Genomic DNA, 21,652 nt, shown 5'->3' with positions numbered 1-21,652 from the left:
ACGCACCGTCAGATCGTGATGCGTCCGACTGTTCCACCGGCACTCGCACCCGTCAATACCTGACGCTGCGTCAGATCAACTCGTGCGGCTCAGAACAGGCTGACGCCCGCCAGCCATCCCCCGTCGATGACGAACGGCTGCCCGGTGATGTACGAGGAGTCGTCCGAGGTCAGGAAGAGCGCCAGCGCCGCCACCTCCTCCGGCCGCCCGATCCGCCCCAGCGGTACGTGCTTCCGGTACAGCTCGGCCACCGCCGCCCTGGACTCCTCCGGGTCCGCGGTGGGATCCAGCGCCGCCGGGTTGGTCATCGCGGTGTCCACGGCCCCGGGGCAGAGCGCGTTGACCCGTATCCCCTTCGCCGCCAGCTCCACCGCCGCCACCTTGGTCAGCCCGAGCACCGCGTGCTTGGTGGCGGCGTACGCGCCCACGAACGCCATGCCCGTGAGCCCCGTGTACGAGGCGGTGTTGACGATGGTCCCGCCGCCCGCGGCCTCGATCTCGGGCGCGACGTTCCTGATCCCGAGGAACGCGCCCACCTGATTGACCTGCACCACCTGCTGGAACTCCGCCAGCGGCGTGGCCACCAGCTCGTTGAACCGGAGGATCCCCGCGTTGTTGACCAGCCCGTCGATCCTGCCGAAGGCGTCCTTCGCGGCAGAGACGGCGGCCTGCCAGTCCTCCTCCCGGCTCACATCCAGATGGACGAACCGGGCGACGTCCGCCCCCAGCTCCTCCCGTATCTCCTTGGCCAGCGCCTCGCCCTGCTCGTCGAGCACATCGGCGATCACCACCCGCGCGCCCTCCGCGGCGAACAGCCGCGCCTCCTGCTCGCCCTGTCCGCGCGCCGCACCGCTGATCAGCACGGCGCGCCCGTCCAGCTTGCCCATGGCCTGACTCCTACCTGTCGAGATGGGGTGCGACCTCGGCGGCGAACGCCGCCATCTGGTCGGTCAGTTCGCTGCGGCTCCGGCTGCGGAACCGCACCTGGATCTGGTGGACGCCCATGGCTCCGTACGCGCGCAGCGACTCGGCGAGAACCTCGGGCTTGCCGGCGAGGGTGCGCCGCCCCACGGACCACTCGGGCTCACCGACGTACAGCGGCTCGGTGATCGCGCCGACGACGATCGGGTCCTCGATCCCGGCCGCCTCGCGCAGCTCCTTCAGCCGGGCGATCTGCGCGGGCAGCTTCTCCCGCGGATCGCCCTGCGGCAGCCAGCCGTCACCCCGCACCGCGGCCCGGCGCACGGCGGCGGGCGAGGAGCCGCCCACCCAGACCGGCACCCGTTCCTGGGCCGGTCGCGGCAGCTGTCCGAGCCCGGCGAAGGAGAACCGCTCCCCCGCGAACTCCGGGTACTCCTCGGGCCCGAGCGCCGCCTTCAGCGCGTCCACGGCCTCGTCGAGCACCCGGCCCCGCCCCTCGAAGTCCGCCCCGAGCGCCTCGAACTCCTCCTTCACGTGCCCGGCCCCGACCCCGAGGATCAGCCGGCCGCCGCTGAGGTGGTCGAGGGTGGCGTAGTGCTTGGCGGTGGCCAGCGGATGCCGCAGCCCCACCACCGCGACATGGCTCATCAACAGGACCCGCTCGGTGATCCCGGCGAGAAAGGCGAGGGTGGCGACCGGGTCGTACCAGACGGTGCCCATGACCCCGGCGAGCCTGCGCGGGATCGCGACGTGGTCGCAGCTCGCCAGATAGGCGAAGCCGGTGCGGTCGGCGGTGCGGGCGATCGCGGCGAGGTCGGCCACAGTGGCCGCCGCCTCCCACCCCTCGGCGTAGATGGTGCTCTGCGACTGGATCGGCAGCTGCATCCCGTACGACAGCGGCCCGGTGGGTGATATCGGCACCGTGCGGCCTCCTCCCGAGAAGATCTGACGCACCGTCACACAACGGGGCGCGGGGTCATCGTCGTACCTGACGCTGCATCAGACAAGGGGTGGGCGGCCGGGAAGGGGCCAGTCACCCAAGCCCCGGAACAGGAGGTCGCGCTCGATCGCAACATAATGATCAGTGTTGACTGATTCATACAACAGCAGTCCCACCACGGGGAGTTGGCATGCAGAGTATGAACGGCGGGGGCCTCGTCATAGCTCTGGTGAACGTCGGCTTCGTGGTGCGACAGCAGCTGCGCATCCGTCCCGTGCGGCGCAACGTCTCGCTCATCGTCCCGGCGATCCTCGGCGTCCTGGGCGCCGCTCTGATCGCCTTGGGTATCGCCTCGGTCGTCAAGGAACATTCCCTGACCGCACTGCCCGTCGTCCTTCTCGAAGTGCTGGCCAGCCTGGCCGTCGCGGGGCTGTTCGGAGCGGTGCGGGCCAGGACCGTACGGATCTGGCGTGAGCCCCGGGGCGAGGTGCTGCGCCGGGGGGCGGTGGCGACGACCGGACTGTGGGTCGCCTCGGTCGCCGTTCACACCGGGCTGGCGCTGTGGACCGACCACGCGGCCGGGACCGGATCCCTGGGGGCCGCGTCGCTGTACGCGTACCTGGCGATCGGCCTGGGCACGCAGAACCTCCTGGTACGCAGGCGCGCCGTCGCGCTGTGACCCCGCGGCCGGAGCTCACCGCTGCCGCCTACAGCGGCACGATGACGAGGGCGGTGTCGTCGCTGAGCCCTGTCGAGGGCAGCAGATCCGCCAGCAGGGCATCGGCGAGATCTCCGGCCTCGGCCTGGGTTCCGCGATGGCGGGTCAGGGAGGCGGCCAGCCGGGAAAGGCCGGTGTCGATGTCTTCGTGCCGGCGCTCGATCAGGCCGTCGGTGTAGAGCACGAGGAACGCGCCCTCGGTGAAGGGCACCGTGGCCTGCGCCCAGGGGCCGCGGTCGAGGCGGGCGCCGAGCGGTGGGTCGGTGGCCCGGTCCAGGAACTCGACGTTGCCGTCACTCCGCAACAGGGCCGGTGGCGGATGACCGGCGCTGCTGTAGGTGATGTGGTGGGTCTCCCAGTCGATGAGCGCGCTGGCCACCGTCGTGTTCTCGGCCCCTACGACGGAGTCGGCGTACAGCTCCAGGATCTCCAGGGCGCGGGCGGGGCCGCCGCAGGAGCGCGAGGCGGCGCTGAGCGCGCTGCGCAGTTGCCCCATGACGGTGGCCGCGGACAGCCCGTGACCGACCACGTCGCCCACGGCGACCCCGAGGCGGTCGCCCGGCAGGTCCACCAGGTCGTACCAGTCGCCGCCCACCTCCAGCGCGCGGACGGCAGGCCGGTAACGCACGGCCACCGGGTGATGCCCGATCGCACGCGGCGCGGGCAGCATCGCTTCCTGCAGGCTCAGCGCGACCGCGCGGGCCTGGATCAGTTCGGTGACGTCCGCCACCCGGTGCAGCAGCATCGCGACCCGTCCGTCCGCGTCGGGGACAGGGATGTTGGTGATGCTCCAGAAGCGCGCATCCACCGTCCGGGGCCGGACGGTGATGCCCGTCGGGTCGAACCGCTGCAACTCCATGGTCTCGGCCCTGCCGGTCCTCGCGACCCGGCGCAGGGACTCCCCGATGTTGCGCGCCACGGCCGCGTTGGGATGGTTCGGCGTGTCGGCGTAGTCATCGGGCATGTAGTGGCCGATCACACGCTCGCGGCTACGGTTGACCACGCGCAGCCACTCCTTGTTGACGTCCGCGAAGAACAACTGCGGAGTGAGGAGGGCCACCGCCCCCGGGAGTGCCTGGAACACCGCCCTGTAATCGATCTCCGGTTGCTTCATGGCTGTCCCGCCTGGACACAGTGAGGTCCCACTTACACCATGTCGGATTTACGCGGCACGCGCCTCTGGATGCCGCCGCGGCCGCGCCGTACGGTCACACAGCGTGACGCGGAACGGATGGCGCTCGCCCCGCCGGCCGGAACGGCCGTGGTGAAGGACATCACCAACTGACCGGCCAGGCCCGAAGGGCAGTGGCATCGGCCCCGCCCTCGACCCGGCCGGATCGACGACTCACGCCCCGATGAAGCGCACGGTCTCCGTCAGGTCCGCCCGGCCGGTGCGCAGCGGGGGTACGCCTTCGTCCTCGTACCCCACCGAGACACCGCAGAACAGCATGTGCCCGTCATCGGCCCCGACCACCTGGCCGACGGTCGTGCGGTACATCGACCACATCATCTGGGGGCAGCTGTGCAGCCCCTCCGCCCTCAGCAGCAGCATGACCGTCTGGAGGTACATCCCCAGGTCCGACCACTGCGCGGACCCCATCGTCCGGTCGAGGTAGCAGAACAGCACGACCGGCGCCCCGAATGCCCCCGCGTTCAGAGTGGCGATCTTCTTGGGGCGGTCGGGGTCGTCGCGCTCGATCCCGAGCGCCCGGTACCGCTGGGCGGCCGCGGCGGAGAACCGGTCCGTGTACGGCGAGGTCATGTCGGCCGGGTACATCGGGTACTCCCGCTCGTCCCCCGGGTCCCCCGCCAGCGCCCGAGCCGTCGCGCGGCGCTTCAGCTCGGCCAGGGGCTCGCCGGTCACGGCGTACAGGTGCCACGGCTGGAGGTTCCCGCTCGATGGAGCCCGCGTCGCGGCGGCCAGCACGCGTTGGAGTGCGTCCACGGGCACCGGCTTGTCGCTGAACGCCCGCACGGCCCTACGGCTGTCCACGGCCTCGTACACGTCCATGGCGCTGCTCCCCCCTGCCGTTCCGCGATGAGCCCCGAGCCCCGGAACTCCCGCCTCAGATCGCGCCCTCGCACACGGCAGCGACGAACACCCGCCACGGGGCGGGCCCGAAGACCTGCGCGCCCAGGCCCCGGTCCTTGCTGTCCCCGACTGCCACCAGGGCGTCCGGCGTCACCTGGGTCTCGACGCACGACCCCCCGTTGTCAGCGCTGTACGAGGACTTCGTCCACGCGTTCTCGGGGAGGCCGTGTCGCGCCATCTGCTGTGTCCACCTTCAGGTTCTGTCCGCGAACTCCCGCGCGATCTCCGCGATCAGCTGCATGGACTGACGCGTCGCGAGAGCCGATGCCCGCAATTCCTCAAAGCTAGCCGGTACCGGTCATGCCCCGCCACGCGTTCCTCAGATCACGCCGTCACACACGGCGGAGACAAACACCCGCCACGAGGAGGGCCCGAAAACCTGCGCGCCCAGGCCCCGGTCCTTGCTGTCGCGCACGGCCTGGCGACCGGATATCAGAGCGGCGTGCTCGACGCAGTCGTTGTTCGAGCCGCTGTAGGTGCTCGTGTGCCAGGCCGCGGCCTCCAGTTCGGCAGCCGGGGAATCCAGTTCTTCGGTCATGATCCGCTTTCCTCGATGAGGTCGTGAATGTACCGCCGGGAGGCGGTCGGGGAGAGTGCGGCGGCGGTCAATTCGTCCCACGCCTTCGCATACCTCTGAACATCCGCACGCTGCTCAAGCAACGTACCACCGGTGATGTGCTCCAACCACACCACTTCGACCGGGGGTTCCGGCAGCAGGCTGAGTGCGGCGAACGACACGTACTGCTCCATGGGCAGTACGGAGTTCAGCGGAAGAACCTGGATGGTGATGTTCGATCGGGAGCCCGCGCTCAGCAGATGCTGCAACTGTTCCTGGACGACATCGGCCCCTCCCCCGATCCGGTGGAGAGCCGGTGCGTCGATCACCGCTCGAAGCCGGAACCCCGCAGTGTTGTCGAGGAGTTCCTTGCGCTTCATGCGCGTCTGGACCAGAGCCTCGATCTGGTTCTCGGATGATGCGGCCCCGAACAGGCACCGCATGTACGCCTCGGTCTGCAGAAGGCCCGGCACGAGCACCGGCTGGAAGGTGCGGACCGCCTGCGAGTCCGCCTCCAACGTCAGATAGTCCTTCAGCTCGTCGTGGAGCAGTGGGCCGTGCCCGCTCCACCAGTCGACCTTGTGGATCTCCTTCGCCAGGCGCTTCAGATTCGCCCGCTGCCGCTCGTCCTCGACTCCGTACAGATTGAGCAGCGTGGTCAGGTCGAGCGGACGGATACCTCGCTTGCCGTTCTCGATCTGACTGATCTTGGGCTGCCCGCACTCCAAGGCGTCGGAAGCATCCTGCACCTTGAGACCGGCTTCCAGACGAAGTCGACGAAGTTCGCCGCCGAGTCGGCGGCTACGCATGGTGGGCATGTCGCTCTGAGCCATGGCCACATGATGGTCACGCCCTTCAACGGTGCACAACTGCCACCGGCAAGTTGCACCCGTACGCATGAATCACTTATGGAATAGTTGCCTAAGAGATGACTCTCGCGGCACCATCCTCCGCATGACCGAGAGCAGTCGGTCCACCACTGCGCATTGATCGATTGGCACGCCCTCACATCACCCAGGAGGAGCCATGAACGCCACGACCGAGACAGAACCCCCGCACTACCGCCACGAGTTGTACGTACACCCGCAGTCACTCGCCCAGATGCGCCGCATCGTCGCCTGCCTGGTGGACCTGTGGGACTTCCGGGAGTTGACGGACACCGCCGCGCTCTGCGCCCACGAACTGCTGACCAACGTCGACCGTCACACCCCCTCGCCGCGCTGCACCCTCACACTCCGGCGCCGCACCGACGGCGTACGCATCACCGTCGGCGACTCCAGCCCGACGCCTCCCACACCTCGCGTCCCGGACTGGATGGCCGAGAGCGGGCGGGGGCTCGCGCTCATCGGTGGACTGGCCGCCAACTGGGGCTCCGAGCCCGCCCCGTACGGCAAGGACGTCTGGGCGGACCTGCGCAGCTCACGCCGGAGGGGCGTCGCATGAGGCGCCACGACTCCCCCGCGCATGCCCTCGACCACCGGCCGTCCTCCCGGCACGCGGCGGCCGAACTCGGCTCCGCGCTGCGCGAGGCGGGCATCCGCGTCCCGCTCGCGAGGCACCATGGCGAACCACAGCCCGGCCGGGTCGAGTTGGGACCGCTGTCCCCCGGCGAGGCGAGCCAGTTGGCCCGGCTGGTCCGGACGGGTACGAAGCGCACGCTCAAGGCCGCGCGGGCCTTACGTGACATCGTCGACGCCTACCGCCTCGACCTGCCGGGAATCCAGGTCCGGGACGGTCACATCGCGCTCGGCAGCACCTCACCGGCCACCGCCGAACGCCTGGCCCGGCTGCTCGGGTGCCCTGTTCGAGGCAAGGTGCCACGCCCACGGCTGGTACGAGACGGACGTGACGCCCTTGGGCGGCGGCTACCTGGACCTGGCGACTCTGTGCCGCAATGTCGTCAAGGAACGGTCCTGCCGCCCTGAAGACGGCACGTTGCACGTCATGGTGAAGGGCGGCGACTGGGCGTTCGGCTGCCAGTTGGTGGACGGCGCACACGCGGCCATCGGCACATCTGCTGTCCCGGTGCCGCTTCGGATCTTCACCCCTCAGATCCTCGGCAGCGACGGCGGGAAGCTCTCCAAGAGCCTCCTGAACACGACTGTCGACGCCGGAGACCCGCCGGGAGGCAGCACCGCCGAGTGGCTGCTGAATCCGGCTGTGTGGCCCGGCACGCAAGCGGACTACGTGGAAGCGCTCACCGGTGTCGGGGAGCTGATGCTCAGCGATCCGAGGCACTTCTACCGGTCCTACACCACGACCGCATTGGAAACTCTGATGACCAGCCGCCGACCTGCCAGGAACCAGTCCCAGGCACATGGCCGTCCCCGCAGCATCCAGATCTACAAGCAGTACTTCGACCTGATCGCCGACGGTTCCAAGACCGTCGAAGTCCGGGTGGCCTACGACTCGATGAAACGGATCAAGGCCGGGGACCTGCTCAACTTCACCTGTCGCGGTGAAGAGTGCCTGACCCGAGTCAAGCGCATCGGCCGGTACGGGACGTTCAAGGAGATGTTCGGCACCGAGGACGTGAAGGCAGTCAACCCGAACGCCACCGCGGCCGAACAGTTGCGGGCGGTTCAGGCGATCTTCCCGCCTCACAAGGAAGCCCTCGGCGTCCTCACGTTCGAGATCGAGCGGGTGGACGCCGATGAATAGGCCCCGGCGGGTGCTGGTGGTCTGCAAGGGCAACCACTGCCGGTCCCCGATCGCGGCCGTGATCATCGCCGAGCGATCCGGGGGGACACTGGAGGTGCGCTCGGCCGGCACCCGCAACTGGCATGTCGGCAAGTCCGCCCATCCCCTGGCGGTGGAGGCCGCCGCCGCCTTCGGCTACGACCTCACCGAGCACCGGGGCCAGCTCCTGGACGAGGACCTTCTCTCCTGGGCTGACGACCTGATCGCAGTGGACGACGAAACCGCCCTGGCCGTCGAAGCGCCGGCCGGTCCGGGCCAACCGGTCTCCGTCCTCGGCGAGGGCATCACCGACCCCTGGGGAGGTGGCCCGGAGGACTTCGCCAGAACCGTCCTGAAGATCCAGGAAGCCACCGGGATGCCCCATACGGCCTGAACACCACCCCAAGCACTCCGGCCGTCCATTGTTCCTCGGGAAGAAGCGGTCAGCTGTTCCCCGTGAAAAAGCGGTCCGCGCTACGAGCCCTCAAAGATCACCGGTGTCCTGCTGGCACCCGGGCTGGTTCACCTCAGCTACGAGACCATGCTGGATGGAGACCGGGCACGGCGGAGTTCGCTCTGGCAGAAAATCAGGAGGCTGTCGGGGCGCCCGTGTCGTGATCCGCGTCGCCCTCCGGGTCGTCCCCGCCGGTCGCCGCGCTCTCCGGGGACGGGCTTCCCGGTGTTGCGGGGGCCGGCGGCAGGTTGTCCTCGTCCTCGTCGGCCTGTTCGTCCGGGGCGGCCTGGACGCCCACGCCCTGCGAGGAGGTCACGTTCTGGTCGATCGCGCCCCCGCCGCCGTCGTGGTCGCTGCCCGCCGTGCCCTTGCTGAAGGGGCCCAGCACGTTGAGCGTGCGATCCACCTCCAGCCAGGAGTCGGCGTTGGAGTTGTCGATGGTGATCAAGGAGGGCCCGTGGTGGGTCTCCATGCCGCCGTCCGGGGCGTCGGCCCAGGCGGTGCCGGTGGCCAACTGGCCCTGGCAGAGTGCCCCGAGTGCAATCACCAGGGCGGCCCGTGCCCTGGACTGGACGGTTCGTGCCATGTGTCCGTGTCCTTCTCTCGCTGTGGTTCACGTGGTGCCGGGGCCCCGTGGGGCGTGGGGGTGCGCCACGGGGCCCCGGCGTTCGGGCGGAGCGGATGCGGGCCGGGCGCTCCCCCCGCTCCCGGCGCGCAGTCCGCGTCAGGCGGTCACGGCCATGGGCTCGGGGGCCGGGTGATGCCTGCTGATGTTCTTCTCCAGCAGCTCCGTCGAACGCTGCACCCCGATCCCCTCGGCCGGGACGAACTCGGGGAGCCGCCCGTCGGACTGCTTGAGATCCGTCAGCGCGTTGTCGATCGCCACGTGCGCGGCGAAGAGGCAGGGGGTGCTGTAGATGGCCACCTGGCACTCCAGATCGGCCAGTTCGGAGAGCGAGAGCCGGGGCGACTTGCCGCCCGCGATCTGGTTGAAGAGCAGCGGCTTGTCACCGACCACCTTCCGGATCCGCTTGATCCATTCGACGCTGCGCACGCCGTCGACCAGGACGACATCGGCGTCCGTCTCTGCCAGCGCCTCGGCCCGGCGCAGGATCTCGTTCTCCTCCGTGGCGTCCGTGCGGGCGACGACCACCAGATCGCGCCTGCTCTCCAGTACGAGGTTGAGCTTCTCCAGGTACTCCTCCAGCGGAAGCACCTGCTTGCCGTCCGCGTGGCCGCAGCGGCGCGGACGCTTCTGGTCCTCCAGGATGACGCCGGAGGCGCCGATCCTCTCCAGCCGCTGGACCACGTGGCAGGCGACCTCGTGGTCGACGTAGCCGTCGTCGATGTCGACCAGCAGGTGGTGGGTGGGGAAGGCCAGCCGCAGCCGCTCGACGAAGGCCACCATGTCCGGCCACGCGATGAAACCGATGTCGGGGAGCCCGTAGTGGGAGGCTGCGAAGCCGAATCCGGATACGAAGAAACCGTCGTAGTGCCGGGCGACGACGGACGCCGAGTACATGTCGTAGATACCGATGAGCGGGGTGGTTCCCGGAGTTCGGACTTCTTCCCTCAACGCACTTCCGTAACGCACAGCGTCTCCTTGCCCATGGGTCGTTGGTTCGCGGATCGGTGCTCGGCGCATCGACGATGCGCCGAGTGACGGGTGATGTGGGCTCCGGTGATACCGGGACCGGACCGGAAGCCACCGGGCCACCGGAAGGTGGATCGGGGCTCGCGGGTGCCGGCGGTTCAGCAGCAAGCCGATGCGGCGAGTGCGGGAACACCGGAACGCAAAATCTTCCTCTGTACGAAGACGCGTATACCTATACAGACATGACCGTCTCTTTACCTATGGACACGCCGCACTTGACCTTGTGTACGACACTTCGCGGGCAAGTGCCGGACTTCGGTTGACGGTGTCAGGAAGCCGGGGCCGGTCTCCTCCGGATCATCCGGCACCGCCGGCGAACCGCACCTCCGGATACCGGGGCGACGGTCCGTCGAGGATCGGGGCACGGCGACCGCGCAGGTGGAGGTCGAAGAAGGCGAGCAGGAAGCGCCGCTGGATCTCGATGGCGCGCATCCCGTCGAGCGGCCCGACGACCTCGGCCAGTTGTTCGTCGGTCGCGCCGAGCCGGTCGGCGACCTGCGGCAGGAACGTCTCGTAGTCCGTGTACGAGAAGTGCCGGGTACCGGTCAGCCGGAGTCGGCGGCGCCAGCCCCGCAGCCGGGGCCAGATCTCGGACCAGCTCGGATTGTTGTCCGCGTCCTCGCTCATCAGGAGGAACGGTTTGCGCAGTCCCTCGGCCACCACCGGACCGAAGAGGCTGCCGTCGAGATTCGCGCCCGCCGCGATCGGTACCCCTGCCGCCATCGCCGACGCCGCGGTCGCCCCGCCCAGCGAGTGGCCGAACATGGCGGTCCTGGACAGGTCGAGGACGTCGCCGAGCCCGTGCGGCAGCGGATCCCGGCGGCCCCGTACGCGCCGCGACAGCTCCTCCAGTACGAAACGGGTGTCGGCCACCCGCACGTCGACCGCCTTGAGGATCGTCGGGTCGTCGTCCTCGTCCGTGAGGGGAGGCATCGCGTACTTCTCGACCCGGCCACCGGGGAACTCGACCTGCCCGGCGTCATAGGTGTGGTCGATGGTCACCACGATGTATCCGTGGCTGGCGAGTTCCTCGACCAGCGCCATGCTGGAACTGCGGTGCTGGCCGTGCCCGTGGGAGTAGAGGATCACCGGGCGCCGGCCCCCGCGCGGGTCCGCCGCCGCGCCGGTGCGGGCGTGGGTGTCCGGCAGCGTGGCGTACTGGGGAAGGAGGTAACCCGTCTGCTGGAAGACCTCGGCGGCCTGCCGGGTCATCCAGGGCGCCCTGGGCAGTCCGACGGCCGCACGGGCGGGGTACCAGAGCTGAACCATCAGTTCCCGTACCGGCCGCGCGGCGACCCAGGGGTCCCGACGGCTTCGGTCGCTGAAATGAAGCGCCACGGTACCCAGGCGGTGGGGACCGCTCGGCCGCGGAAGGACGAGCCGTACGGGCGGTTGGTCGTCACCCGGCACCCGGCGGGGCGATTTAGCGGCGGGGGAGGCGGCGGGGGCGGGGGCGGCGGCGGTCACGGCGAGACCCGCGGCGAGGGCGGTGCCCGCGGCCACCATCCGCCTCCTGCTGATCCCGGTGGTCCTGCTGGTCTCGCTGGTCCTGCTGGTCTTGGGAATGCTGCTCGGCAGGGACGGGGCCGGACGCTGCATGGCGGTCTCCTTCGTGGAAGGCGAGCCCGGGGCACGGGCTCATGGATGCCCTGCCGCAACGCTAGGAGCCGCACGGTCGGCGAACTGCTGTGATTTCTCACCGCTTTCGCTGACATTTGTCATCCGGCGGTCGAGGACCGGGGCCGGCCGGGGAGGTCCGGCCTCCCCCTCGAAACCCCTGCGGCTCAGCCGAACCGGTCGAGAAGGCACTCCGCATAGCCCTCCAGGCGCGCTGTGAGCACCTCGGGCGTCAGATCGGTCCGCCCGAGTTCCCGCCACGGGACCGCGACCTTCTCCGCGTCCGGCGCGTAGGCCAGCGCGTCCAGAAGCCGCCAGCAGAGGTGGTCGGCCCCGTTCCGGGCCAACCGGCCGCCCGCGCCCGCGTACTGCTCGGCGAAGCTCATGCCAACCGGAACGCCGTGCAGCAGCGCCAGCGCCGTCGAACAGTGGGCGACGTCCAGGTCCGCGGGGCCCCAGGAGGTCTCGACCCAGTCGACGACTCCGCTGATAAGCGGGTCCGCCCCGCCGCCGGTGAAGAGCACGTTGCCCGGGTGGAAGTCGCGGTGCAGGAACCGGGGCGTGTACGCCGGCGGCTCGCGGCGGATGACGTCGACCGCGCGCCGCCAGAGCCGCGTCCCTCCGCTCGTCCCGGGCACCCGCACCCGGTCCGGCGCGGTCCACGCCTCGTAGTCGCGCGGCCGGGTCGCGTCCGTCACCCGTACCCGGTGAGCCGGAGACCTGCCGTCCATTCCGACGCCCGCCTTTCACTCAATGGGTGACACGAGGGGCGTCGGAGGCTGGGCAGGATTCCCGGGCTTGGAACCGCCCCACACGGCCAGGCAGGTTCTCGTCCACGCACAAGAGAAGGAGCACACCTTGAAGCGCATGGAACTTCTGTCCACCCGCACGCTGATCGCGGCAGCCGCTTCGGTCCTGCTGATGGCCGGTACCGCACAGGCCGCCGCACCGGCGAAGTACGCGAAGCACACAGATGCCGCCGCCGTGCTCAAGAAGGCGGGAGTCACCTGGACGTCCAGCGGCAAGTGCTCCGACTGGAACAAGAAGTCGTGCACGTCGTTCACCCGGATCAACAAGGCGTCCGTCGCGGGCGTCATCGCCTTCAAGAAGATCAGCGGCTGCCAGGTGGTCATCACGGGAGGGACCGAGGTGGGCCACACCCCCGGTACGTACAGCCATCGCAACGGATACAAGACGGACATCTCCACCAAGGTCCCGTGCGTCAACAACTACATCAAGCGCAAGTTCGCGAAGGCGGGGAAGCGCAGTGACGGCGCCGCCCTGTACAAGTCCCCCGCAGGCAACGTGTATGCGAACGAGGGCAGCCACTGGGACATCACGCACCACAACAGCAAGGCATAGTTTCCGCTCCCGCCCCTGACGTGAGACGACGCCCGTCCGTCGGCGGGCTGACGGACGGGCGGACGGGCGTTGCGCGGCGGATGCGGATGCGGGGGTGCGGGGGGATCACCTAGATCGACTCCTGACTCGTGAGTAATCTTACTCAAAAGTAAATCCACGACCGCGCAGGGAGTCTGGACCATGGCCGATCGCTGTCTGCACTTCACCGGCACGGCACCCGGCCGCTTCCCGACCCGGCGGCTCGGCCTCCCGCGGCCCGCCCCGCTGCGCCGCCGGCCGCTGGAGACCCGATCGCCGGACGGGCCGCTGCTCCACCTCACCGCCGGGGACTCCGCCGTCACCGAGGAGTTCGGCGCACTGCTCGCGGACACCGGCCTGGAAGTCGCCACCCGCGCCGGACGTCCTGCGGGAATCGCGGTGGACGCGACGACCGCCTGGTTCGCCCAGCCCGCGTCGACGGCCGTCAACGGCCAGATCGTGCGGGTCTGCGGCCAGAACCTGCTCGGTGCGTGACCCCATGCCGCATACGAACATGACACTCGTACGGGCAGCTGTCACGTCTCCGTTCAAGAAGGCCGGCCGTCCGGGCGCCACCGTGCCCACCGACCGGGCGGTCCTCCCAGCCGCGCCGGCCGTCCCCGGCCGCCTCGCCTCGTACCGCCGGATCTGCGGGTTCTCCGAGCCGGACACCCTGCCGCTCACCTACCCGCACGTGCTGGGCTTTCCGCCGGCCATGCGGCTGATGGCGGCCCGGAGGTTCCCGCTGCCCGTCGTCGGGCTCGTCCACACCTGGATCGAGATCACCCGCCACCGGGTGCTCCGTCCGACCGATCGGCTCGAACTCACGGTGTACGCCGACGGGTTGGCCCCGCACCGGCGTGGCACGGAGGTCACGATGGTCACCGAGGCGCGGCTTGCGGGCGAACTGGTCTGGGAGTCCCGCAGCGGCTACCTCTCCCGGCACGCGACGGACGGAGCAGGCGGAGACGACGCGACGGACGGACCGAGCGGGACCGGTGCGACGGACGCACCGGGCAGACCCGAAACGGCAGACGGACCGGGCGGACCCGAAACGGCGGACGCACACGACCCGTCCCCGTCCCCAACACCGGACACATACCCGGCCCCGGAGCTGCCCGCCGTCGCCGAGTGGCGGCTGCCCGGTGATCTGGGACGCCGTTACGGCGCCGCGTCGGGCGACCGGAACCCCATCCACCTGTACCCGCTCACCGCCCGGCTCTTCGGCTTCCCCCGGGCCATCGCCCACGGCATGTGGACCGTCGCCCGCTGCCTGGCCGAGTCACCGCGCCCCGATGAAGTCCGGTGGGTGCGGGCCGACTTCAGGGCCCCCGTCCTGCTGCCCGCCACCGTCACCTACGCGGCGGGCCCCACCGGCTTCCAGCTGCGCGGTGCGGACCGCGTCCACCTCACCGGGAGGACGGTGACCGACGCGCCCGGACCGCAGGCGGGTTCGGGGGCTGCCACGGGCGGCCGTTCATAAGGTTCTCCAGACCCGCCCAGGCGAAGTTCATCAGGGTGGCCGCGGCTTCCTTCGCCGAGACGCCCGGGGTCTCGTTCGCCCACCCCGCGAGCGATTCCGCGGCCCCCACGAGCGCCTGTGCCAGCCCCGACACATCGCGGTCGGGGAGCGCCGGATCGTGGTGGGCCTCGCGCGCCGCGGCCCCGATCAGACCCGTCACGAACGCGACGATCTCGTCCCGCATCGCCGTGACCTCGGTGGCGAAGGGCTCCCCGTGCGTGCGCGCCTGGCGGTGCAGCACCGCCCAGCCGTCCGGATGCTCCGCGGTGTGCGTGAAGAACGCGCGCAGCCCCGACCACAGTTGCCGGTCGGCCGGAAGCCCCGGCTCCACACCCGACCGCACCGCGTCGGCAAGCGCTTTCGCCTCGCGCCGGATACAGGCGGTGAACAGCTCTTCCTTGGAGTTGAGGTACAGGTACACCAGCGGCTTGGACACCCCGGCCAGCTCGGCGATCTCGTCCATCGAGGCGGCACGGTATCCGCGCTGCCCGAAGGTCTGCACGGCGGCGTCCATCATCTGCTGCTCACGCACGGCACGCGGCATCCGTCTGCTCTTCACAGCACCCACGTCGACTTCCTCCCACCCCGCTGTGCCACTCCCCGGTAAGAGTACGGCGCGGGTCTCGCCGTCGTCGTACGGAGCGGGCAGCCGTCCCCGGCCACATGGCCGGTCGTCCCCGCGCCCGGCCCGTCGGCAAAGCACCAGCGGCAGCGCCCCGGAAAACGCGACGTGGCCTCCCCTCCCCCGATCGGAGGAGAGGAGGCCACATGGCGTCGGACTACGCGGCGACCGGCACGCGCTGCGGCTCGGTGTCATGCACCTCGGCGGCGTCGACCGGGGAGGACGAGGCCGAGTTGTACGCGTCGTGGTCGAGGATCTTCTCGCGGGCCGAGACGATCACCGGAACCAGCGCCTGGCCCGCCACGTTGGTGGCGGTGCGCATCATGTCCAGGATCGGGTCGATGGCCATGAGCAGACCGACGCCCTCCAGCGGAAGGCCCAGCGTCGACAGCGTGAGGGTCAGCATGACCGTGGCGCCGGTGAGACCGGCGGTGGCCGCCGAGCCGATCACCGAGACGAACGCGATCAGGACGTAGTCGCCGACACCCAGCTGGACGTCGAAGATCTGCGCGATGAAGATCGCCGCCAGCGCCGGGTAGATCGCGGCGCAGCCGTCCATCTTGGTGGTGGCGCCGAACGGGACCGAGAAGGACGCGTACTCCTTCGGGACGCCGAGGCGCTCGGTGACCTTCTGGGTGACCGGCATGGTGCCGACCGAGGAGCGGGAGACGAAGGCCAGCTGGATCGCCGGCCAGGCGCCCTTGTAGAACTGCAGCGGGCTGAGCTTGGCGACGGTGGCGAGCAGCAGCGGGTACACACCGAACAGCACCAGGGCGCAGCCGATGTAGATGTCGGCGGTGAACGTCGCGTACTTGCCGATCAGGTCCCAGCCGTAGTCGGCGATCGCGTAGCCGATGAGGCCGACGGTGCCGAGGGGGGCGAGGCGGATGACCCACCACAGGGCCTTCTGGAGGAGCTCCAGGACGGACTCGCTGAGGGTGAGGATCGGCTGGGCCTTCTCGCCGAGCTGAAGTGCGGCGATACCGGCGACGGCGGCCATGAAGACGATCTGGAGGACGTTCAGCTCGGTGAACGGGGTGATCACGTTGTCCGGGATGATGCCGGTGAGGAAGTCCAGCCAGGAGCCCGCGTGCTCCGGCAGCTTGCCGTCCTTCGGGGTCAGTCCCGTACCGGAGCCCGGATTGGTGATCAGGCCGATCGCGAGGCCGATGGCGACCGCGATCAGCGAGGTGATCATGAACCAGAGCAGGGTGCGGGTGGCCAGCCGGGCGGCGTTGTTGACCTTGCGCAGGTTGGTGATCGACACCAGGATCGCGAAGAAGACGAGCGGCGCGACGGCCAGCTTCAGCAGCTGGACGAAGATGTGGCCGACCTTGTCGAGCGTGGTGTAGAGCCAGTTGACGTCGTACGAACGGGCAAGCCACCCGAGGACGACGCCGAGGACGAGACCGGCGACTATCTGGGCCCAGAACGGGACCTTGGGTATACGGAAACCGGAGCCGGAGCCGGACGGGCTGTCGGTCGCGGCGGCGGACGCGGGATTCGCGGACACGGACACACTCCAGATGTGACGCATCGGGGCGCACGGGAACGCCGTGCGGGGGGACGGGGGTGCGGCGCCCGCGCCAGGGGCGGCGCCGCTGCATGGTGCCGGTTCAGACGTTGCGGCGACAGACCGCGGACATACAGCGGCAGAGATCGACGTGCAGGCGCTCCACGAGCGGGACGCTCGCGGCGAATCGATGGCGCACTGCTGTCTTCATGTCGAACACGTTAACACTTGAACTTTGAGATCCTCAAAGGTCTTCTTTGATCCCCGTTGAGCGCCGGCGCGGGCACCGAAGCGCCCGGCATGCCTGCGGGAACGACGAAACCCCAGCCCAGGAGCGGTAGCTCCGGCACTGGGGTTCGGTACGGAAACGGTGCGGGTGTGAGGAACCTTACGCAGCCCTTATGCGGCCACCACGTCGTTCCTCACCCGGTGAGCCCGGCAGGCCCGGTCAAGCCCGACACGCACGGTCAAGCCCGGCAGGCCCGGTCGTCACGGGGTGACGTGGTCCTCACGGGTCCGGTTCGCTTCGAGCCGCGCCTTGGTGCGGTCGACCGTGGACACGATCTGCTCGGACATCTCGTCACGCTGCTTACGCAGCAGCACGTAGCTGAGCGGCGCGGAAAGGACCAGGGCGAGGAGGATCACCCAGACGACGTTGGAGCCGTTCGTCCCGGAGGGCAGCAGGCCGAAGTGGACGGCCACGGCTGCGACGGCGAAGCAGCCGACGAAGATGCTGAGGCGCATCGCGGTGTACCGAATGGTCGCGCTCGGCTTGGCAGCGGACACAGTTGGCCCCTCTCTCTACGTACGACGGTCCTACGATCCTGCCCGACCAGTGAAGCATGCCCCGGAATCGATCACTTCGGAGGGCTGCGTCAAAAGGGGTCCGCCGGGTTCGCCGCGGACTCTCAGCCGAGCGGCAGCAGCATGATGATGTCGTCCCGGTCGTCCCCCTCGGCCACCCGGATCGCGTCGGGCACCCGCCCCACCTCCTTGTATCCGCACGAGCCGTAGAATCGGTCGACACCGGTGCCTCCGCGGCAGGTGAGCCGGATCGCCTCGATCCCGTCGATCCCCCGGGCGGCCTCCGCGGCGGCGTCCATCAGATCGCGTCCGTACCCCTTGCCCTGGTGGCGGGGATGGACCATCACCGTGTAGAGCCAGAGCCAGTGGGTCATCAGCCGGTGCGTGTTGAGGGCGAGGAAGGCCGTGGCGGCGACGGCACCCCCCTCGTCGTGGCCGACGAGGAGGCGGGTGCGGCCCTCGGCCATGGCGACGAGGTGATGGACCAGCTCGGGCCGGATGTCCTCGGTCGTGACGGGCGGCACGAAGCCGACCGCGCCGCCCGCGTTGGAGACATCGGTCCACAGCTCGGCGATACCGTCCCGCAGGTCGCGGTCGAACTTGGGGTCCAGCTCAAACGTAAGTGCCATACGGGAAGATTAACCATTACAGAACCGTCGCTACAAGGTCATGTCCAGCACACGGGAAAGCCCCGGCCGGCGGCCGGGGCTCTCGTACGGGGCGACGGGAGACGGAACGTCAGACGCGCATCGGCTGCGGCGACTCGCGCCGCTCGGCGTCCGGGCCCGGGTACTCGCGGATGATCTCGTACCGGGTGTTGCGCTCGACGGGCCTGAAGCCCGCGTCACGGATCAGGTCGAGCAGATCCTCGCGGCCGAGCTTGTTCGGCGTGCCGTAGTTGTCCGCGTCGTGCGTGATCTTGTACTCGACGACCGAGCCGTCCATGTCGTCGGCACCGTGCTGCAGCGCGAGCTGGGCGGTCTGCACCCCATGCATCACCCAGAAGACCTTGACGTGCGGGACGTTGTCGAAGAGGAGCCGCGAGACGGCGAAGGTCTTCAGCGCCTCGGCGCCGGTCGCCATCGTCGTCCGGGCCTGGAGCCTGTTGCGGACCTTGCCGTCCTTCATGTCCACGAAGTCGTGCTGGTAGCGCAGCGGGATGAAGACCTGGAAGCCACCGGTCTCGTCCTGCAGCTCACGCAGCCGCAGCACGTGGTCGACACGGTGCCGGGGCTCCTCGATGTGCCCGTACAGCATCGTCGCCGGGGTCTTGAGACCCTTCTCGTGCGCCAGGCGGTGGATGCGCGACCAGTCCTCCCAATGGGTGTCGTGGTCCACGATGTGCTGACGGACCTCCCAGTCGAAGATCTCCGCGCCGCCACCGGTCAGCGACTCCAGACCGGCCTCGATCAGCTCGTCGAGGATCTCGGAGGCGGAGAGTCCGGAGATGGTCTCGAAGTGGTGGATCTCGGTGGCGGTGAACGCCTTGAGGGAGACCTGCGGCAGGGCCTCCTTCAGCGCGCTGAGCGAGCGCGGGTAGTAACGCCACGGCAGGGTGGGGTGCAGCCCGTTGACGATGTGCAGCTCGGTGAGGTTCTCGCCCTCCATCGCCTTCGCGAGCCGGACGGCCTCCTCGATGCGCATGGTGTACGCGTCCTTCTCGCCCGGCTTGCGCTGGAACGAGCAGTACGCGCACGACGCGGTGCACACGTTGGTCATGTTGAGGTGCCGGTTGACGTTGAAGTGGACGACGTCGCCGTTCTTGCGCGTACGCACCTCATGGGCGAGGCCGCCGAGCCAGGCCAGGTCGTCCGACTCGTAGAGGGCGATGCCGTCCTCACGGGTCAGCCGCTCCCCTGCGCGGACCTTCTCCTCCAGCTCGCGCTTGAGCCCAACGTCCATGCGGCTGCCTCCCAGGTGTCGACGTGCTGTGCCGGTCCCGGCGATACCGGGCGAAACCCCCGGTCCCCCGGGGGCTCCACCACGTTACGCCTACGCCTCCTCGGGAAGTTCCCCGACCCGGTTCTCCCACTTGGTGGAGAGCACGATCGTGGTACGGGTGCGCGAGACACCCTTCGTACCGCTGAGCCGGCGAATGGTCCTCTCCAGGCCGTCCACGTCACCGACGCGCACCTTGAGCATGTACGAGTCGTCGCCCGCGATGAACCAGGCGTCCTCGATCTCCGCGAGGTCCTTCAGCCGGCGCGCCACGTCCTCGTGATCGGCCGCGTCGGAGAGCGAGATGCCGATCAGGGCCGTGACACCGAGTCCCAGCGCCGCGGCGTCGACGGTGGCGCGGTAGCCGGTGATGACACCGGCGGTTTCCAGCCGGTTGATGCGGTCGGTGACGCTGGGCCCGGAAAGCCCGACGAGCCGCCCCAGCTCGGCGTACGAGGCCCTGCCGTTCTCCCTGAGGGCCTGGATGAGCTGCCTGTCCACCGCGTCCATATGACTGAAACCTTCCATTGTTCAGCAGTATCGCGAGTCTACGTGTAGAATCTAAGGCATGCAGGCTTCATCGCCTGTAAATCTTCCCGAACATCCAAAAAATGCTTTCGAATCTTCAGGAGTGAGAACACCGTGTACACGATCGAGATGGCCTACGCCCGGATGCGCGAGCTGCAGGACCTGGCCAACCGCTCGCGTGCCCACCAGCCCGCCGCCGCGCACCGGGTCGACAAGGCCCGCAACCCGCGCGCCACGAAGAAGCGCTGACCACAGGCCCTTTCCGCCTGAGGTCCGCCTCAGCCGCGAGAGCCGCCACCGAGCTCTCCCTCCCACCGGCGGTACAGACCGTGCGGCACCCCCGCCGCGTCCAGCACCCGCCCCGCGACGAAGTCCACCAGATCCTGGATGTGCGTCGCCCCCGCGTAGAACGCCGGAGAGGCGGGCAGCACCACGGCGCCCGCCTCGTCCAGGCTCACCAGATGCTTCAGCGTCTGCCCGTTGAGCGGGGTCTCCCGCACCGCGACGACCAGCTTCCGCCGCTCCTTGAGCGTCACGCTCGCGGCCCGCTGGAGCAGATCCTTCGAGAGCCCGAGCGCCACCCCGGCCACACACGCCGTCGAGGCCGGGACGATCAGCATCCCCTTCGCCGGGTACGACCCCGAGGACGGCCCCGCGGCGAGATCACCGGCCGCCCAGTGCCGTACGCCCTCGATGTCCGCGTCGCCCACGTCGAAGGTGTGCGGCTTCCCGTCCGCCCCGCGCGCCAGCCAGCTGCGCAGGTCCTCCCGCCAGTGCGCGTCGCGGAACGCGATCCCGGTCTCGTCCAGCAGCGTCAGCCGCGACGCCCGGCTCACCACCAGGTCGACGCTCTCCCCCGCGGCCAGCAGACCACGCAGCACGGAGGCGGCGAATGGGGTGCCCGAAGCACCGGAAACCCCGACAATCCAAGGCTGTCGCTGGTGCTGACTCACTGAAGTCCCGGAATCCACACACCCGAGCCTATCCGGCTGCGCAAAACCGGAACCGCGTAAGGTGCCTCAGCCGTTTTGAGGGGTGGAACGAGGGACGACACGAGACCGGCAGGGGGGCCGCGATGGCCGCATGGTCAGATCGATCTGCACCGGCGTGGAGCACGGGCGACCGTGCGAAGGCCGCGGCCAAGCTGATGGTGGGCTGGGTCGCGTTCCTCTGGATCCTCGAAGCCGTCGACGCGGCGACCGGCCACTCGCTGGACACCTTCGGGATAGAGCCGCGCCGGCCCGGCGAACTGCTGGACGTCGTGCCCGCGTCGTTCATCCACTTCGGCTTCGGCCACGTCGCGTCCAACAGCGTGCCGCTGCTGGTCTTCGGTTTCCTGGCCGCGCTGGGCGGCCTGCGCAGATTCGCGGCCGTGGCCGCGCTGATCGTCGTGGTCGACGGCCTCGGCATCTGGCTGGTCGCGCCGGACCACTCCAACACGGCGGGCGCGTCCGGACTGGTCTTCGGCCTCTTCGGCTATCTGCTGGTCCGCGGCTTCGTGGACCGCAGACTCCTCGACATCGGCGCCGGCCTGGTGATCGGCGCGACCTGGGGCTCGTCGATCCTGCTCGGGATATCCCCCGCCAACACCTCGGTCAGCTGGCAGGGCCACCTGTTCGGACTGGCGGCGGGTGTGGCGGCGGCGTTCGTCTTCCGCCGCCCCGCGCGCGGCCGGAGCGCGGTGCCGCCCGCCCGGCCGCTCATACCGTAGAGC

27 protein-coding genes and 3 pseudogenes are annotated in these 21,652 nt (G+C 69.5%); 12 read left to right on the top strand and 18 right to left on the bottom strand.

Annotated features, from left to right (window positions below):
• Positions 1-89 precede the first annotated feature (89 nt).
• Both ACIOMQ_RS25350 and ACIOMQ_RS25345 read right to left on the bottom strand, forming a co-directional pair.
• Positions 90-887, bottom strand: coding sequence for a glucose 1-dehydrogenase (locus tag ACIOMQ_RS25350; RefSeq protein ID WP_362199408.1), 798 nt, complete (start codon positions 885-887; stop codon positions 90-92).
• Positions 888-897: 10 nt separating this feature from the next.
• A complete protein-coding gene (locus ACIOMQ_RS25345; protein ID WP_362199405.1) occupies positions 898-1,842 on the bottom strand; it encodes an LLM class F420-dependent oxidoreductase in 945 nt (314 codons plus the stop codon).
• 209 nt (positions 1,843-2,051) lie between these two features.
• Between ACIOMQ_RS25345 and ACIOMQ_RS25340 the strand changes: the two genes are divergently transcribed.
• On the top strand, positions 2,052-2,540 hold the full coding sequence (locus tag ACIOMQ_RS25340) for a hypothetical protein (RefSeq protein WP_402190439.1): 489 nt from the start codon (positions 2,052-2,054) through the stop codon (positions 2,538-2,540).
• Between the two features lie 28 nt (positions 2,541-2,568).
• Here ACIOMQ_RS25340 and ACIOMQ_RS25335 read toward each other — a convergent pair whose 3' ends face one another.
• Complete coding sequence (locus ACIOMQ_RS25335; protein ID WP_362199399.1) at positions 2,569-3,693, bottom strand: SpoIIE family protein phosphatase; 1,125 nt, start codon at positions 3,691-3,693, stop codon at positions 2,569-2,571.
• 39 nt (positions 3,694-3,732) lie between these two features.
• Here ACIOMQ_RS25335 and ACIOMQ_RS25330 point away from each other — a divergent pair, with 39 nt between their 5' ends.
• On the top strand, positions 3,733-3,864 hold the full coding sequence (locus ACIOMQ_RS25330; protein WP_362199396.1) for a hypothetical protein: 132 nt from the start codon (positions 3,733-3,735) through the stop codon (positions 3,862-3,864).
• 60 nt (positions 3,865-3,924) lie between these two features.
• On the opposite strand, the gene ACIOMQ_RS25325 is transcribed toward ACIOMQ_RS25330, so the two are convergent.
• From ACIOMQ_RS25325 to ACIOMQ_RS25310, 4 genes are all read right to left on the bottom strand, one after another.
• Entirely contained in the window at positions 3,925-4,590 is a 666-nt protein-coding gene (locus tag ACIOMQ_RS25325; protein ID WP_401266230.1) for a nitroreductase, read from the bottom strand.
• 55 nt (positions 4,591-4,645) lie between these two features.
• Positions 4,646-4,849 carry a DUF397 domain-containing protein gene (locus ACIOMQ_RS25320; protein ID WP_362199391.1) on the bottom strand — a complete coding sequence of 68 codons (204 nt, stop codon included), beginning with the start codon at positions 4,847-4,849 and terminating at the stop codon, positions 4,646-4,648.
• Between the two features lie 141 nt (positions 4,850-4,990).
• Positions 4,991-5,209 (bottom strand): DUF397 domain-containing protein, encoded by a 219-nt coding sequence (locus tag ACIOMQ_RS25315; protein ID WP_401266223.1) that lies wholly within the window; start codon positions 5,207-5,209, stop codon positions 4,991-4,993.
• Positions 5,206-6,060, bottom strand: coding sequence for a helix-turn-helix domain-containing protein (locus tag ACIOMQ_RS25310; protein ID WP_401266220.1), 855 nt, complete (start codon positions 6,058-6,060; stop codon positions 5,206-5,208). Before ACIOMQ_RS25310 ends, ACIOMQ_RS25315 begins: the two co-directional genes overlap by 4 nt.
• A 193-nt stretch (positions 6,061-6,253) precedes the next feature.
• Between ACIOMQ_RS25310 and ACIOMQ_RS25305 the strand changes: the two genes are divergently transcribed.
• The 5 genes and pseudogenes from ACIOMQ_RS25305 to ACIOMQ_RS25285 all read left to right on the top strand — a co-directional run.
• Complete coding sequence (locus ACIOMQ_RS25305; RefSeq protein WP_401266218.1) at positions 6,254-6,670, top strand: ATP-binding protein; 417 nt, start codon at positions 6,254-6,256, stop codon at positions 6,668-6,670.
• Positions 6,667-7,152 carry a hypothetical protein gene (locus tag ACIOMQ_RS25300; RefSeq protein WP_402190436.1) on the top strand — a complete coding sequence of 162 codons (486 nt, stop codon included), beginning with the start codon at positions 6,667-6,669 and terminating at the stop codon, positions 7,150-7,152. The genes ACIOMQ_RS25305 and ACIOMQ_RS25300 overlap by 4 nt, the downstream gene beginning before the upstream one ends.
• A complete protein-coding gene (locus ACIOMQ_RS25295) occupies positions 7,073-7,888 on the top strand; it encodes an ASCH domain-containing protein (RefSeq protein WP_401987092.1) in 816 nt (271 codons plus the stop codon). The genes ACIOMQ_RS25300 and ACIOMQ_RS25295 overlap by 80 nt, the downstream gene beginning before the upstream one ends.
• Positions 7,881-8,300 (top strand): low molecular weight phosphatase family protein, encoded by a 420-nt coding sequence (locus ACIOMQ_RS25290; protein ID WP_401266211.1) that lies wholly within the window; start codon positions 7,881-7,883, stop codon positions 8,298-8,300. The genes ACIOMQ_RS25295 and ACIOMQ_RS25290 overlap by 8 nt, the downstream gene beginning before the upstream one ends.
• Positions 8,301-8,366: 66 nt before the next feature.
• Positions 8,367-8,492: pseudogene (locus ACIOMQ_RS25285) on the top strand (DUF4440 domain-containing protein); the annotation flags it as partial.
• Between the two features lies 1 nt (position 8,493).
• Here ACIOMQ_RS25285 and ACIOMQ_RS25280 read toward each other — a convergent pair.
• The 4 genes and pseudogenes from ACIOMQ_RS25280 to ACIOMQ_RS25265 form a co-directional block, all read right to left on the bottom strand.
• On the bottom strand, positions 8,494-8,946 hold the full coding sequence (locus tag ACIOMQ_RS25280; protein WP_362199366.1) for a hypothetical protein: 453 nt from the start codon (positions 8,944-8,946) through the stop codon (positions 8,494-8,496).
• Between the two features lie 138 nt (positions 8,947-9,084).
• Positions 9,085-9,954, bottom strand: a complete 870-nt coding sequence (locus ACIOMQ_RS25275) for an isocitrate lyase/PEP mutase family protein (protein ID WP_362199363.1) — start codon at positions 9,952-9,954, stop codon at positions 9,085-9,087.
• A gap of 357 nt (positions 9,955-10,311) precedes the next feature.
• Entirely contained in the window at positions 10,312-11,613 is a 1,302-nt protein-coding gene (locus ACIOMQ_RS25270) for an alpha/beta hydrolase family protein (protein ID WP_402190433.1), read from the bottom strand.
• Between the two features lie 185 nt (positions 11,614-11,798).
• Positions 11,799-12,341, bottom strand: a pseudogene (locus ACIOMQ_RS25265) (aminoglycoside phosphotransferase family protein); the annotation flags it as partial.
• A 157-nt stretch (positions 12,342-12,498) separates the two neighbouring features.
• Here ACIOMQ_RS25265 and ACIOMQ_RS25260 point away from each other — a divergent pair.
• From ACIOMQ_RS25260 to ACIOMQ_RS25250, 3 genes and pseudogenes are all read left to right on the top strand, one after another.
• A complete protein-coding gene (locus ACIOMQ_RS25260) occupies positions 12,499-12,993 on the top strand; it encodes a hypothetical protein (RefSeq protein WP_362199354.1) in 495 nt (164 codons plus the stop codon).
• Between the two features lie 180 nt (positions 12,994-13,173).
• Positions 13,174-13,422 (top strand): annotated as a pseudogene (locus ACIOMQ_RS25255) (short chain dehydrogenase); the annotation flags it as partial.
• A gap of 88 nt (positions 13,423-13,510) precedes the next feature.
• Positions 13,511-14,494, top strand: coding sequence for a MaoC family dehydratase (locus ACIOMQ_RS25250; RefSeq protein ID WP_402190430.1), 984 nt, complete (start codon positions 13,511-13,513; stop codon positions 14,492-14,494).
• On the opposite strand, the gene ACIOMQ_RS25245 is transcribed toward ACIOMQ_RS25250, so the two are convergent.
• The 6 genes from ACIOMQ_RS25245 to ACIOMQ_RS25220 all read right to left on the bottom strand — a co-directional run bounded on the left by ACIOMQ_RS25245 (position 14,421) and on the right by ACIOMQ_RS25220 (position 19,920).
• On the bottom strand, positions 14,421-15,077 hold the full coding sequence (locus tag ACIOMQ_RS25245; protein ID WP_362199971.1) for a TetR/AcrR family transcriptional regulator: 657 nt from the start codon (positions 15,075-15,077) through the stop codon (positions 14,421-14,423). The genes ACIOMQ_RS25250 and ACIOMQ_RS25245 overlap by 74 nt on opposite strands.
• Positions 15,078-15,312: 235 nt before the next feature.
• Positions 15,313-16,668 (bottom strand): dicarboxylate/amino acid:cation symporter, encoded by a 1,356-nt coding sequence (locus ACIOMQ_RS25240; RefSeq protein ID WP_362199348.1) that lies wholly within the window; start codon positions 16,666-16,668, stop codon positions 15,313-15,315.
• Between the two features lie 489 nt (positions 16,669-17,157).
• The gene (locus tag ACIOMQ_RS25235) at positions 17,158-17,412 is read right to left on the bottom strand and encodes a DUF4229 domain-containing protein (RefSeq protein WP_362199968.1); all 255 of its coding nucleotides are present in this window, start codon (positions 17,410-17,412) and stop codon (positions 17,158-17,160) included.
• A gap of 164 nt (positions 17,413-17,576) precedes the next feature.
• A complete protein-coding gene (locus tag ACIOMQ_RS25230; protein WP_401266202.1) occupies positions 17,577-18,101 on the bottom strand; it encodes a GNAT family N-acetyltransferase in 525 nt (174 codons plus the stop codon).
• Positions 18,102-18,210: 109 nt separating this feature from the next.
• Positions 18,211-19,374 (bottom strand): aminofutalosine synthase MqnE, encoded by a 1,164-nt coding sequence (mqnE, locus tag ACIOMQ_RS25225; protein WP_351080106.1) that lies wholly within the window; start codon positions 19,372-19,374, stop codon positions 18,211-18,213.
• Positions 19,375-19,464: 90 nt separating this feature from the next.
• Positions 19,465-19,920 carry an Lrp/AsnC family transcriptional regulator gene (locus tag ACIOMQ_RS25220; RefSeq protein WP_362199341.1) on the bottom strand — a complete coding sequence of 152 codons (456 nt, stop codon included), beginning with the start codon at positions 19,918-19,920 and terminating at the stop codon, positions 19,465-19,467.
• Between the two features lie 132 nt (positions 19,921-20,052).
• Between ACIOMQ_RS25220 and ACIOMQ_RS25215 the strand changes: the two genes are divergently transcribed.
• On the top strand, positions 20,053-20,187 hold the full coding sequence (locus tag ACIOMQ_RS25215) for a hypothetical protein (RefSeq protein WP_362199338.1): 135 nt from the start codon (positions 20,053-20,055) through the stop codon (positions 20,185-20,187).
• 29 nt (positions 20,188-20,216) lie between these two features.
• Here the strand turns inward: ACIOMQ_RS25215 and ACIOMQ_RS25210 are convergent, their stop codons facing one another.
• A complete protein-coding gene (locus tag ACIOMQ_RS25210) occupies positions 20,217-20,891 on the bottom strand; it encodes a UbiX family flavin prenyltransferase (RefSeq protein WP_362199335.1) in 675 nt (224 codons plus the stop codon).
• 122 nt (positions 20,892-21,013) lie between these two features.
• Between ACIOMQ_RS25210 and ACIOMQ_RS25205 the strand changes: the two genes are divergently transcribed.
• Positions 21,014-21,649: a rhomboid family intramembrane serine protease gene (locus ACIOMQ_RS25205; protein WP_362199332.1), complete on the top strand. Its 636-nt coding sequence runs from the start codon at positions 21,014-21,016 to the stop codon at positions 21,647-21,649.
• The last annotated feature ends 3 nt before the right edge of the window (positions 21,650-21,652 follow it).

The organism is Streptomyces sp. NPDC087845, from assembly GCF_044742755.1.
GTDB lineage: Bacteria > Actinomycetota > Actinomycetes > Streptomycetales > Streptomycetaceae > Streptomyces.
Note: the sequence above shows the minus strand (reverse complement) of the source record. Positions and strands in the feature narration are given on the sequence as shown.